Genomic DNA, 12,011 nt, shown 5'->3' on the forward strand with positions numbered 1-12,011 from the left:
TTGCATTACATTGCCGCCTTTCGAGACCGCCAAGGACTGCACCTTTGAAACACTCCACCGGCTCGCGTCGCCTGCGCGCGGCATTGATCGCGTTGCTGTGCCTGGGCGCCGTGCCCACCGTTCAGGCCTTCGACCTCGACCTGGGCAAGATCAAGTGGTCGCAACTGCAGCGCGACATGCGGCTCGACGCTCCCGAAAGCGCCACCCTGCAAATCAAGGCGTTCCCCGTACCCGGCCAGCCGCAGACGCCAGCGCGGGTGGTGCTCAGCCAGTACCGCGGGCTGTTCTACCTCAACGCCTATGCCGATCCCAAGTACCAGCAGCGGGTCTACAAATCCCCTGCCTTGCAGCTGTTCACCGCCCAGGAACTGCGTGACTGCGTGCCGCAACACGAGCCGATCCCGGTCGCCGACAACTGGCCGGTCAGCAATGACCTGGAGCCCGGGCTGAGCCTGACCCAGCTCAGTTTCAACTGCCGCAACAGCGACTGGCAGCTCAGCAGCCGCTACCTGTTGATCGACATCCGTGATCCCCAGCAGCCGCTGCTGGCCTTCAGCCGCCGCAAAGACCTGTCGCAGATGGACTTCACCCCGCTGCAACCGATCGACGCCGAGGTGCAGGAGCAGTGGCTGCAAGCCTTGCAGCGCTTCCCGAGGTGGTTTCAGCCCTTCAGCAGCGGCGCCGGCACGCTGACGATCAACCCTTACCCGCCGGCTCCGGCGGCAGACCGCGTGTGGGACGAATTCCGCCAGTTGCACGGCCAACTGCGCAGCGCCAAGGACAAAGGGCCAGGCATCGCTCGGGTCAAAGACTTTTTCGCCAGCCATGACTTTCGCACCCTCGCCCCCGGGGAAAGTACCTACCCCGGCCTGCTCAACGACATCGCCTACTGGACCAGCGAAGCCGGCCAGCTGCAAACCGCACGTCCGTGGCTGGCCGAGGTACTGCGCCGCGACCCGGCGCGGGTGCCGAGCTACCTCAACCTGGCGGACCTGGATTGGGCGCTGTTTGAACAGCAGCCCTTGAACAACGAGCATCAGGGGCGAGCCGTGGAACGCTATCGGGTGTACTGCGGCCTGCGCCTGCAACGCCAACAGACCGTGCCGGCCCGCGTGCTGCAACGTCTCGATGTGAAGGCCGCCACCCCTCAGGCGTGCCAGGGGTTCTGGCCTCTGGTCAGCGCCGTGGATGCCGGCGATGCCGCCGAGGTCCAGCGCCTGCTGGAGCAAGGGATCAGCGGCGAAGTCATGGCTGACGACGGGCGCAGCGCCTTGCTGCACGCCCTGGATGCGCCGAACCTGGACATCGCCCGCCAGTTGCTGGCCCATGGCGCCCACACTCGCGGCCCCTACAACGGGAGCACCCTGGCCCTGTTGGCCATGCGCAACGATCTCAGGGACAGCCCGGACCTGAACCAGGCCCGGCGCCTGAAGTTCCTCCTAGACGCCGGGGTCGCCATCGACGAGCAAAGCAGCAGAGGCGCCACCCCGTTGCTGGAGATGGCCCGCAGCCGTCGGGATATCGAGGGTTTCACCTGGCTGATGCAGTACCCGCAAAACCTCGACCTGCGCACCCCGGACGAAGGCGAAACCGCGCTCTGGCGCGCGCTCGACGGCAACAACTACGCCGCGGCCCGGCAACTGATCGCTGCCGGCGCCAACCTCGACCTGAGCTACGGACGCGGCACCTGCCATAACCAGCCGATCGGCAAGAGCCTGCTGATGCGGGTGGCCGAGCAGACCGCCGCCGACAGCAAGGAGCCTGCGATCAGCGTGCAGGACAGCCTGGACATGTTCACCCTGCTGCTGGAGCACGGCGCCAACCCCAACGTCGGCCAATACTGCGAAAAGAAAGGTTATGCACTATTGCTGGAAACCCTGACCCGGCAAAAACGCCAGGATATGCTCCAGGTCCTGCAACGCCTGAGCCCGCCCCCCGCCGGCAAAAGCTGAAGCCGCGCGCCCCGCAATGGGGCGCAACGCCTCGTTAAGGGGCGAAATTCGGACAAAGACTTTGGCCATATCGATCCCTTTTTGGCCGCTACCGACGTTCTCCGAAAGCCTCGGCGCCGCAAGACTGTGGAACACCGAATCAGCCTGCGGAGAACAAGAAAATGCTGACGATCTACTCGGATGACCACCACCTGCACCACGGCCGCTGCGAACTCATCGACGGCCGCCTGATGCCCTGTTTTGAAATGCCGTCCCGCGCCGACCATGTCCTGGCGCGCGTGCAGTACCGCAACCTGGGCCCGGTCGAGGCCCCCAAGGACTTTGGCCTGGCACCCATCGAACGCATCCACAGCCGCGCCTACCTGGACTTTTTCAAGGGGGCCTGGGATCGCTGGGCCGCCACCGGCACCGACGGCGACCTGCTGCCCTACACCTGGCCCGCGCGCACCCTGCGCAGCGTGATACCCACCAGCCTGCACGGCCAGTTGGGCTACTACAGCTTTGACGGCGGCGCGCCGATCACCGCCGGTACCTGGCAAGCCGCCTACAGTGCAGCCCAGGTGGCACTGACGGCCCAGGCGGTGATCCAGCGTGGCGCACGCAGCGCCTTCGCCCTGTGCCGGCCGCCGGGACACCACGCCGCCAGCGACCTGATGGGCGGCTACTGCTACCTGAACAACGCTGCCATCGCCGGCCAGGCCTTCCTCGACCAGGGTCACAAAAAAGTCGCGATTCTCGACGTCGACTACCACCACGGCAACGGCACGCAGTCGATCTTCTACGCGCGCAACGATGTGCTGTTCACCTCGATCCACGGCCACCCGGAAGCCGAGTTCCCGTTTTTCCTGGGCTACGACGACGAACTGGGCGAAGGCCCGGGCGCTGGCTGCAACTTCAACTACCCTCTGCCGGCGGGCAGCGGCTGGGACAGCTGGAGCGCGGCGCTGGAACAGGCCTGTGGGGAAATCACCCGCTACGGCGCCGACATCGTGGTCGTGTCGTTGGGCGTGGACACCTTCAAGGATGATCCGATCTCGCAATTCAAGCTCGACAGCCCGGACTACCTGAGCATGGGCCAGCGCATCGCCGCCCTGGGCAAGCCGACGCTGTTCGTGATGGAAGGCGGTTATGCGGTGGAAGAAATCGGCATCAACGCCGTGAACGTTCTCGAAGGTTTTCAAAGCGCCCAGTGAGGGATCCGCACCATGAACAGTCTCAAACGCTTTATCGCCCCAGCCCTCTGCGCGGCCCTGCTTAGCGGCGCGGTGCAGGCTGAAGAACGCACCCTGCGGGTCTACAACTGGTTCGACTACATCACCCCCAAGGCCCTGGAGGATTTCAAGGCGCAGAACACCCAGATCAAGCTGGTGTACGACATCTTCGACACCAACGAAGCCCTGGAAGCCAAGCTGCTGACCGGCAACTCCGGGTACGACGTGGTGGTGCCGTCCAACGTGTTCCTGGCCAAGCAGATCGAGGCCGGGGTGTTCCAACCCCTGGATCGCAGCAAGCTGCCCAACTGGAACCACCTCGATCCCAAGCTGATGAAGCTGATCGAGGCCAACGACCCGGGCAACAAATTCGCCGTGCCCTACATGTACGGCACCATCCTGATCGGCTTCAACCCGGCCAAAGTCAAAGCAGCTCTGGGAGACAACGCACCGGTGGACAGCTGGGACCTGATCTTCAAGGAAGAGAACATCAGCAAGCTCAAGCAGTGCGGCGTGGCGCTGCTGGATTCACCGTCGGAGATCCTGCCCCTGGCCCTGCAACACCTGGGCCTGGACCCCAACAGCAAGAAGCCGGCGGATTACGCCAAGGCTGAAGCGCTGCTGATGAAGATCCGCCCGTACATCACCTATTTCCATTCATCCAAGTACATGGCCGACATCGCCAATGGCGATATCTGCGTCGCGGTCGGTTACTCGGGCAGCTTCTCCCAGGCCGCCAACCGCGCCAAGGAGGCCAAGAACGGGGTGACCGTGGACATGCGCCTGCCCAAGGAAGGCGCGCCGATCTGGTTCGACATGCTGGCGGTGCCCAAAGGCGCGAAAAACCCGGAAGACGCCTACACCTTTATCAACTACCTGCTGCAACCCCAGGTGATTGCGCCGGTCAGCGACTTCGTCGGCTACCCCAACCCGAACAAGGACGCCACCGAACGGGTCGACCCGGCGATCCGCAACAACCCCAACCTGTACCCGACCGAAGCGGCGATGGGCACCCTCTACACCCTGCAACCGCTACCGCGTGACGCGGAACGCGCCCGGACCCGGGCCTGGACCAAGATCAAGTCGGGGACCTAGCAGCAGCGGCAAGCTTCCAGCGACAAGCCATAGGGGATCACCCTCCCCCTGTGGCGAGCGCGCTTGCTCGCGCTGGCTTGCGAAGCAAGCCCAAATCCTGCCGCCGCAGTACACCTGATGCACCGCGATTACCGCCTTTGCGACCGCTTCGCGCTCGAGCGGGAGCAAGCTCCCTCGCCACAAAAGAGCCAAGCTTGCGGCTTAGGGCTTGGAGCTCGCTGCGCTCAGCAGCCCGTCAGGCCTTGAGGCGTCCGGTCTTCGGCGAAGAACCAGGGGCGCAGGCGTACGCCCACGCCGTTGCCGATAAAGGCGGCTACCAGCCACAGCCAGCCATGCAGGCTGCCGGAGGCGATGCCGCTGAAATAGGCGCCGATGTTACAGCCATACGCCAGCCGCGAGCCGTAGCCCAGCAGCAATCCACCGAGCACCGCCGCCACCAGGGAACGCCGGGGGATTTTCAGGCTGGGGGCAAAACGCCCGGCCAGCCCGGCCGCCAGCAAGGCCCCAAAGACGATGCCGATGTCCATCACGCTGGTGATGTCCTCCCACACCGGTGCCGCCAGGGCCTTGGCGTTCCCCGGGCTCTGCCAGAACACCCAGCTGCCGACATCCACCCCCAGCCCGCTGGCCACCTTGGCGCCCCACAAGGCAAACGCCGAGGTGATGCCCCAAGGCCGACCCGCCAGGGCCAGGGTGGCGTAATTGAGCAACGCCAGGGCAACCGCGCCCCACACCAGCGGCCAGGGCCCGCGCAGCAGGCGGCGCCAGCCATAGTGATCACTGCTGACAGGGGCTTCCAGGGCGCCGTGTCGGCGTTTTTCCAGGCTCACCGTCAGCCATGCAATCGAGGCGAACACCACCAGGCTCAGCACCAGCGCCGGCAACACGCCCAGGCTCTTGACGATGGAAATCGGCGGCAGCGATGGCAAGGCGAACCACCAGTCCACATGCTGGGTGGCGATCAGTGAGCCACAGATGAAAAACAGCAAGGTCACCAGCATCCGCGCATTGCCACCGCCCACGGTAAACAGGGTGCCGGAGGCGCAACCGCCGCCCAACTGCATGCCGATGCCGAAGATAAACGCCCCGAAAATCACCGAGACCCCGGCCGGCGCCACCAGCCCGGTCACCGGCTGGCCGAACAGGGTGCCGGCGCCCAATGCCGGGAAGAACAGCAGCACCGCCAGCGCCAGCATCACCATCTGTGCCCGCAGGCCCGCGCCCCGGCGGTCACGGATAAATACGCGCCAGGCAGAGGTGAAACCAAAGGCGGCGTGATACAGGGTCAGCCCCAGCGCGGCGCCCAGCACCAGCAACAGCACCTGCTGCGCACCGACCCGCGCTTGCAGGAACAAGGCAGCAGCGCTCAGTACCAGCAATGCGCACAAAGGCGCGCCGAACGTGCGTTCGGGCGCCGCAGAAAGAGTCTGACTCATGGGCGTTCTCGGCGAAGGAAATGGCCGCGAGTATAAACCCTCAGGCCCGCCAGGCTTTTCGCAAACGCTGCAGGGCGGCTTCGATCTCCGCTTCCGGCACCGCGGCAAACCCCAGCACCAGCCCGGCGCGCTGGTCCGGCGGTTGTGCGGACTCGGGCAACCAGTAGTTGCTCAGCCCGCTGATCTCGACGTCGGCACCGGCCGCCTGGGCGAGCAGCTCACGCTCGCGTGCCAGGCTGTCCACCGCCAGCGTCAGGTGCAGCCCCGCCGCCACATTCGGCAACGGCCCGACACCCTGGATATCCACAGGCCAGTGGGCGAGCAAAGTATTGCGCCGACTCAACGCCGCGCGCCGCATGCGCCGGATATGCCGCTGAAAGTGCCCGGCCGCCATGAACTCGGCCATCACCGCCTGGGTGCTGACCTCCGAATGCCGCACATCCACGGCCCGGCGCCGGGCAAAGGCCTGCACCAGCGTCGGCGGCAGCACCAGGTAGCCCAGGCGCAAGGCCGGAAACGCGACCTTGCCGAAGGTGCCGACGTACAGCACCCGACCCTGGCGATCCAGGGCGGCCAGAGGCGCCAGGGGCGCGCCGCTGTAGCGGTACTCGCCGTCGTAGTCGTCTTCGATGATCCAGCCCTGGGTCCGCTCGGCCCAGGCCAGCAATTCCAGGCGCCGGGCCAGGCTCATGATGACCCCGGTCGGGTACTGGTGGGACGGCGTCACATAGGCCAGCCGGCAATCCTCCAGAGCCGCCAGTTGCCGGCAGTCGATCCCCTCCTGGTCCACCGCCACGCCGTGCAGGCGCCCGCCCGCCACCGCGAAGGCGTGACCGGCGGCGCGGTAGCCGGGGTTTTCCACAGCCACGCCGGCTCCCGGCTCCACCAGCAGCTGTGCACAAAGGCTTATTCCCTGCTGCGCGCCACTGGTGATCACTATTTGCTCAGCCGTGCACTGCAAGCCACGGGAACTGCGCAAATAGGCGGCGATCAGCCCACGCAGGCGCGCGTCGCCCGCCGAGTCGCCATAACACAGATGGCGCAGGTCCGGCTTGCGCCAGAAAGCCGCATTCAGCTTGGCCCAGACCTCGAATGGAAACAGATCGAAGGCCGGCACGCCCACCCGAAATGCCCGTGGCGGACCACTGGGCGGGGTCGACAAATGATGCTTTTGCAGCAGCTCCAGCGCCTCGTTGTGGATAACTTTAGCTGGATGTAAATCCAGTGAAATGGCCGATTTTGTGGATAACCCTGTGGGTAAGCCTGTTGATATCCCTGTGGACAGTTTTGTGGATAATTTTTTGATCGGCAACTGCGCTTCAGGCAACAACGCCACGTAAGTGCCATCGCCGACCCGCCCTTCGATAAACCCTTCGGCATACAACTGGTCGTAGGCGCGCACCACGCTGTTCCTGGAAATCCCCAGGGCCTGCGCCAAGTCGCGACTGGCGGGCAACCGGGTGCCACCGGCCAGGCGACCGTCCAGCACGCGCAGGCGCAGGGCCTGGTACAGCTGGCGGCTGAGGCCCTGGCGGCGGTCGAGCTCGATACCCGCCGGGTTGAAGGAAAGCGGTAGCGCTGGGCTGTTCATCGGTATGCACCCGGGTAATTGGACCTATGAAATAGACCCAAGATGGCTCTTACAACAGACCATTAGCCTGCCTAGGATGCAGGCATTCGCCAAGGAATTTTTCCATGTACCTACCTCGCGCCTTCGTCGACGACAACCTGGCCAGCCTGCAGCAGCAGATTGCCCAGAGCCGCCTCGCCACCCTGGTCACCCACGGCAAGCTGGGCCTGCAAGCGAGCCATTTGCCGCTGTTGCTGGACCCCGCACAAGGCGCCAATGGCACCCTGTTCGGGCACCTGGCCAAGGCCAATCCGCAATGGCAGGAGCTGGCCGACGGAGCCGAGGCGCTGGTGATTTTCAGTGGCGAAGACGCTTACGTCAGCCCGGGCTTTTATCCGAGCAAGGCCGAGCATGGAAAAGTGGTTCCCACCTGGAACTACCTGGCCGTGCATGCCTACGGCAGGGCCGAAGTGTTCAGCGACGGACCACGCCTGCTGGAGCTGGTCAGCGCCCTCACCGAGCGCCACGAGAGCACGCGCAGCGAGCCGTGGAAGGTCACGGACGCCCCTGCCGACTACATCGAGGGCATGCTCAAGGCGATCGTCGGTTTTGCCCTGCCGATCCAGCGCCTGGAGGGCAAGCGCAAGCTCAGCCAGAACCGCAGCCCGGCTGACATTGCCGGCGTGCGCGACGGCTTGGCGGCCAGTGCCGACGTCCGCGATCAACAGCTTTCCCACCTGATGCGCCAAGGAGACTTATGAGCCAGATTCAGATTCGCCCCGTGACCGCCGCCGACCACGCCGCCTGGCTGCCGCTATGGCAGGCCTACCTGCGGTTCTACAACACCGAACTGGCCGATGAAGTGAGCCACAGCACCTGGCAACGCTTTCTCGACCCGAACGAGCCGACCAACGCGGCCCTGGCCTGGGATGGCGAGCATGCGGTGGGCATGGTGCATTTCATTTACCACCGCTCCAACTGGAGTATCGAGAACTCCTGCTACCTGCAAGACTTGCTGGTCAGCCCGGAGCAGCGTGGCACCGGCGTCGGTCGCCTGTTGATCGAGTTTGTCTACGCGCAGGCCAAGCACGATGGTGCCTGCAAGGTTCACTGGCTGACCCACGAAACCAACGCCACAGCGATCCAGCTCTACGAGCGCATCGCCGAACGGCCGGGTTTCATTCAGTTTCGCAAAGCCCTTTGAGGTTCAAGGAGAACAGCATGCCGATTTCACCCGCTGACTGGACAGGCGCCCCGGCCCCCTCGGCGACCCTGATCGAAGGGCGCTTCATCCGCCTGGAACGCCTCGACCCGGCGCGCCATGCCGAGCAACTGTGGCAGGCCTTCCAGGGCCCCGGCGCAGACCCCAAGTTGTGGGACTACCTGCCGTACGGGCCTTTTGCGCACGACGCGTTCAATGAATGGCTGAGCAATCACGCGGCCAGCAGCGACCCCTATTTCTTCACCGTGATCGACCGTGCCAGCGGCCAGGCCCAGGGCATGCTGAGCCTGATGTCGATCGTCCCGGCCCAGGGCCGCATCGAGATCGGCCACGTGAGTTTCGGCGCGCCGATGCAACGCTCGCCCAAAAGCACCGAGGCGGTCTACCTGCTGGCCAAGGAAGCGTTCGACCTGGGCTACCGGCGCCTGGAATGGAAGTGCAACAACGACAACGCCCGCTCGCGCCAGGCTGCCGAACGCCTGGGCTTCAGCTTCGAAGGGGTGTTCCGTCAGCACATGGTCGCCAAGGGCAAGAACCGCGACACCGCGTGGTTTTCGATCCTCGACTCGGAATGGCCGACGATTGGCGCAGGGTTCGAGCGCTGGCTGAGCGAAGACAATCAGAGCGGCGCAGGCCAGCGTAAAACCCTGGCCGAATGCCGAGCCTGATACACGGCGCCCGATAGCCAAACCGACGCTGTCCAGCAGGGCCAAGTGCAGCCTCGTACCTCGGCAGCAGCTACACCCTGTAGCCGCTGCCGAAGGCCGCGCTGGCCTTGATGGACGCCGAGACCCGTCAGCCCAATTGGGCTTTGTTTTTCGCAGTCAGCGCAGCTTTTGCGCCAGGACGGCGATGTGCTCCGGGCCGATGCCGCAGCAACCACCCAGGTGGCTGGCGCCGCGTTGTTGCCAATCGGCCGCCCAGCGCAGGTAGCCCGGCGGATCCAGGTCTTCACGCAGCGGGTCGAGGCCGTCGTTGGCCGTGGCTTCCTCGGGTTGCGGCGGGAAGGCATTGGCGTAGGCACCGATATGGATCTTCATCCCCAGGCGCTCGAAGGTCGCACGCGCAACATCAATCGCATCACCAATCACTTCCGGCTGGCTGCAGTTGAACAGCAGGGTCTCCACACCCAGCTCGGCGGCTACTGCTGCCGCTTCGGCCACCGGCTCGCCGGAACGCAGGCGCGGCACGGCGTCGGTGTCTTCATCCCTCAAGGTAAAGGACAACCAGAACGGCTTGCCATCTTCAGGCAGGCCGGCATGAATCGCCCGCGCCTCGACGATGGAGCTCTGGGTTTCCGCCAGCCACAGGTCGACGTGGGGTGCCAGGCCGTTGACCAGCGGCGCCAGCAAGTCTGCAGCCCGCGAGGCATCGAACAAGTCCGGACGATAAGAGCCAAACAGCGGCGGCAGCGAACCTGCGACCCGCACGCTCTTGCCCGAGGCATCCGCCGCACGCCGCGCCAGCTCGCCGGCCAGGGCCGCCAGGGCCGCCAGGGCCTGCCCTTCAGCGGCAAACCGCTCTTCGCCAATATGGAACGGCACCACCGCATAACTGTTGCTGGTGATGACGTTGGCGCCGCTGTCGATATACGCCGCATGCACGGCTTCCACCGCTTGCGGCGCCTCGCTCAAGGCCAGGGCCGACCACTCGGGCTGCCGAAACGGCGCCCCGCGGCGTTGCAGTTCGCGGCCCATGCCGCCATCCAGAATTACCGTGCTGCCTGCGCCCATATGCCTTTTACTCATATGCTTATGAAAATAACTCACTACCGGAGTGGTTCTTATAACTATTAAATACGCACCATTCGGTTAATCACAACCTTTTTCAGTCAGGATTTCCATGAACTTCAAACCGTTATTGGCCCTGGGCCTGACCTTGCTCGCCGCCTCTTCCCAGGCGTTCGCCGGTGCCACCCTGGACCGCATCGAGCAGAAAAAGGAGTTGGTCGGCGTGTTGATGGAAAGCTATCCGCCCTTTTCCTTCCTCAATGATCAGAACCAGCTGGACGGCTTCGACGTCGACGTGGCCAAGGCCGTCGCCGCCAAACTGGGGGTCAAGCTGCGCCTGGAAACCCCTTCCTGGGACGTGATCGCCGCCGGTCGCTGGAGCGGTCGCTACGATATCTGCATCTGCTCCATGACCCCGAGCAAGGCCCGCGCCGAAGTCTTCGACTTCCCGGTGGAGTACTACGCCTCGCCGGCGGTGATCGTGGTCAACGCCAAGGACGATCGCATCCACGGGGCCAAAGACCTGAGCGACAAGAAAGTCGGCCTCACCAGCGCCTCCAGCTATGAAAGCTACCTGAACAAGAACCTGGTGATCGAAGGCGCCGAAGACACCCAATTGCAGTACCCGTTCGAGAACGTGCAGATCGCCCCGTACGACACCGACAACGTCGCCTTCCAGGACCTGGGCCTGGGTGCCGGCGTGCGCCTGGACGCGATCCTCACCAACCTGGTGACCGCACAACCGCGCCTGACCCAGGACAAACGCTTCAAGCTGGCCGGCGAGCCGCTCTACTCCGAACCCAACTCGGTGGCCATCGAGAAAGGCGACGCCCAGTGGAACAGCAAGGTGCGTGAAGTCTTCGCTCAGTTGAAACAGGACGGCACTCTGAGCAAACTGTCGGACAAATGGATCGGCGCCGATATCAGTAAATGACCTCTCTCTCGCAACCACCTCAGCCACCGCAACCGGTGGCTGAGTCGTTTCTCAAACGCCTGCTGGGTTTTCGCACACGCCTGTACCTGACCTGGGCGTTGCTGTTCTTGCTGTTTGTCGGGTTCTTCCTGAGCTTTGACCTGAAATTCGCGATCATCCTGGAAAAATTCCCCAACCTGGCGGGCTTTCGCCTGGGGCCCAATGGCTTCCTGCAAGGCGCGGCGCTGACCTTGTTCCTGTGCCTGTGCTCGATGCTGGCGTCGGTGCTGCTGGGCTTCGCCGCCGCCCTGGCGCGTCTGTCCAGCAGCGCCGTGCTGTTCGGCATCGCCAGCTTCTACACCTCATTCTTTCGCGGCACCCCGCTGCTGATCCAGATCATGCTGATCTACCTGGGCATGCCCCAGTTGGGCGTGGTGCCGGGCGCAATCGCGGCCGGGATCATTGCTCTGTCCCTGAACTACGGGGCCTATCTCAGCGAAATCTTCCGTGCCGGCATCATCGGCGTCGCCCAGGGCCAACGCCAGGCGGCACTGGCCCTGGGCATGCGCCCGACGACCATTTTCTGGCACGTGACCCTGCCCCAGGCGATGCGCACCATCATCCCGCCCACGGCCAACCAGTTCATTTCGATGCTCAAGGACTCGTCGCTGATTTCGGTGATGGGGGTTTGGGAAGTGATGTTCCTGGCCCAGTCCTACGGCCGCTCCAGCTACCGCTACCTGGAAATGCTGACCACCGCGGCGGTGATCTACTGGCTGATGTCCTTCGCCCTGGAACTGGTCCAGGCCCGCCTGGAGCGCTATTACGGCAAGGGCCATCAGCGCTAGGCACTCAACTGAACGGGCATGCGCAGGTTTTTTC

The 12,011-nt window shown here is 64.5% G+C and carries 11 protein-coding genes; 8 read left to right on the forward strand and 3 right to left on the reverse strand.

Annotation, left to right across the window (positions count from 1 at the left end):
• Positions 1-44 precede the first annotated feature (44 nt).
• The 3 genes from AC19YX_RS15725 (at position 45) to AC19YX_RS15735 (ending at position 4,258) form a co-directional block, all read left to right on the forward strand.
• Positions 45-1,952, forward strand: a complete 1,908-nt coding sequence (locus AC19YX_RS15725) for an ankyrin repeat domain-containing protein (RefSeq protein ID WP_500606567.1) — start codon at positions 45-47, stop codon at positions 1,950-1,952.
• Positions 1,953-2,113: 161 nt separating this feature from the next.
• Positions 2,114-3,145: a histone deacetylase family protein gene (locus AC19YX_RS15730; RefSeq protein WP_500606568.1), complete on the forward strand. Its 1,032-nt coding sequence runs from the start codon at positions 2,114-2,116 to the stop codon at positions 3,143-3,145.
• A gap of 12 nt (positions 3,146-3,157) precedes the next feature.
• Complete coding sequence (locus AC19YX_RS15735; protein ID WP_078470394.1) at positions 3,158-4,258, forward strand: polyamine ABC transporter substrate-binding protein; 1,101 nt, start codon at positions 3,158-3,160, stop codon at positions 4,256-4,258.
• A gap of 224 nt (positions 4,259-4,482) precedes the next feature.
• Here AC19YX_RS15735 and AC19YX_RS15740 read toward each other — a convergent pair whose 3' ends face one another.
• Both AC19YX_RS15740 and pdxR read right to left on the reverse strand, forming a co-directional pair.
• Complete coding sequence (locus AC19YX_RS15740) at positions 4,483-5,694, reverse strand: YeeE/YedE family protein (protein WP_500606569.1); 1,212 nt, start codon at positions 5,692-5,694, stop codon at positions 4,483-4,485.
• Between the two features lie 40 nt (positions 5,695-5,734).
• On the reverse strand, positions 5,735-7,285 hold the full coding sequence (gene pdxR / locus AC19YX_RS15745) for a MocR-like pyridoxine biosynthesis transcription factor PdxR (RefSeq protein WP_500606570.1): 1,551 nt from the start codon (positions 7,283-7,285) through the stop codon (positions 5,735-5,737).
• Between the two features lie 104 nt (positions 7,286-7,389).
• Here pdxR and AC19YX_RS15750 point away from each other — a divergent pair, with 104 nt between their 5' ends.
• From AC19YX_RS15750 to AC19YX_RS15760, 3 genes are read left to right on the forward strand one after another with little or no spacing between them, the layout of a single operon-like run.
• On the forward strand, positions 7,390-8,025 hold the full coding sequence (locus AC19YX_RS15750; protein ID WP_078470391.1) for an FMN-binding negative transcriptional regulator: 636 nt from the start codon (positions 7,390-7,392) through the stop codon (positions 8,023-8,025).
• Positions 8,022-8,468: a GNAT family N-acetyltransferase gene (locus AC19YX_RS15755; RefSeq protein WP_500606571.1), complete on the forward strand. Its 447-nt coding sequence runs from the start codon at positions 8,022-8,024 to the stop codon at positions 8,466-8,468. The genes AC19YX_RS15750 and AC19YX_RS15755 overlap by 4 nt, the downstream gene beginning before the upstream one ends.
• 17 nt (positions 8,469-8,485) lie before the next feature.
• Positions 8,486-9,154, forward strand: a complete 669-nt coding sequence (locus AC19YX_RS15760) for a GNAT family N-acetyltransferase (RefSeq protein ID WP_078470389.1) — start codon at positions 8,486-8,488, stop codon at positions 9,152-9,154.
• 156 nt (positions 9,155-9,310) lie between these two features.
• On the opposite strand, the gene AC19YX_RS15765 is transcribed toward AC19YX_RS15760, so the two are convergent.
• Positions 9,311-10,219 carry a homocysteine S-methyltransferase family protein gene (locus AC19YX_RS15765; protein ID WP_500606572.1) on the reverse strand — a complete coding sequence of 303 codons (909 nt, stop codon included), beginning with the start codon at positions 10,217-10,219 and terminating at the stop codon, positions 9,311-9,313.
• Positions 10,220-10,328: 109 nt separating this feature from the next.
• Between AC19YX_RS15765 and AC19YX_RS15770 the strand changes: the two genes are divergently transcribed.
• Both AC19YX_RS15770 and AC19YX_RS15775 read left to right on the forward strand, forming a co-directional pair.
• Positions 10,329-11,150: an ABC transporter substrate-binding protein gene (locus tag AC19YX_RS15770; RefSeq protein WP_078470387.1), complete on the forward strand. Its 822-nt coding sequence runs from the start codon at positions 10,329-10,331 to the stop codon at positions 11,148-11,150.
• Positions 11,147-11,977, forward strand: coding sequence for an amino acid ABC transporter permease (locus AC19YX_RS15775; RefSeq protein ID WP_078470386.1), 831 nt, complete (start codon positions 11,147-11,149; stop codon positions 11,975-11,977). Before AC19YX_RS15770 ends, AC19YX_RS15775 begins: the two co-directional genes overlap by 4 nt.
• The last annotated feature ends 34 nt before the right edge of the window (positions 11,978-12,011 follow it).

Source organism: Pseudomonas sp. MF09150 (assembly GCF_059862355.1).

Bases quoted from the DNA above. Each gene is read 5' to 3' on its own strand.
- AC19YX_RS15740 (WP_500606569.1), bottom strand. From the start codon at position 5,694: ATGAGTCAGACTCTTTCTGCGGCGCCCGAACGCACGTTCGGCGCGCCT.
- AC19YX_RS15755 (WP_500606571.1), top strand. From the start codon at position 8,022: ATGAGCCAGATTCAGATTCGCCCCGTGACCGCCGCCGACCACGCCGCC.
- AC19YX_RS15765 (WP_500606572.1), bottom strand. From the start codon at position 10,219: ATGGGCGCAGGCAGCACGGTAATTCTGGATGGCGGCATGGGCCGCGAA.
- AC19YX_RS15760 (WP_078470389.1), top strand. From the start codon at position 8,486: ATGCCGATTTCACCCGCTGACTGGACAGGCGCCCCGGCCCCCTCGGCG.
- AC19YX_RS15775 (WP_078470386.1), top strand. From the start codon at position 11,147: ATGACCTCTCTCTCGCAACCACCTCAGCCACCGCAACCGGTGGCTGAG.
- AC19YX_RS15770 (WP_078470387.1), top strand. From the start codon at position 10,329: ATGAACTTCAAACCGTTATTGGCCCTGGGCCTGACCTTGCTCGCCGCC.
- pdxR (WP_500606570.1), bottom strand. From the start codon at position 7,285: ATGAACAGCCCAGCGCTACCGCTTTCCTTCAACCCGGCGGGTATCGAG.
- AC19YX_RS15750 (WP_078470391.1), top strand. From the start codon at position 7,390: ATGTACCTACCTCGCGCCTTCGTCGACGACAACCTGGCCAGCCTGCAG.
- AC19YX_RS15735 (WP_078470394.1), top strand. From the start codon at position 3,158: ATGAACAGTCTCAAACGCTTTATCGCCCCAGCCCTCTGCGCGGCCCTG.
- AC19YX_RS15730 (WP_500606568.1), top strand. From the start codon at position 2,114: ATGCTGACGATCTACTCGGATGACCACCACCTGCACCACGGCCGCTGC.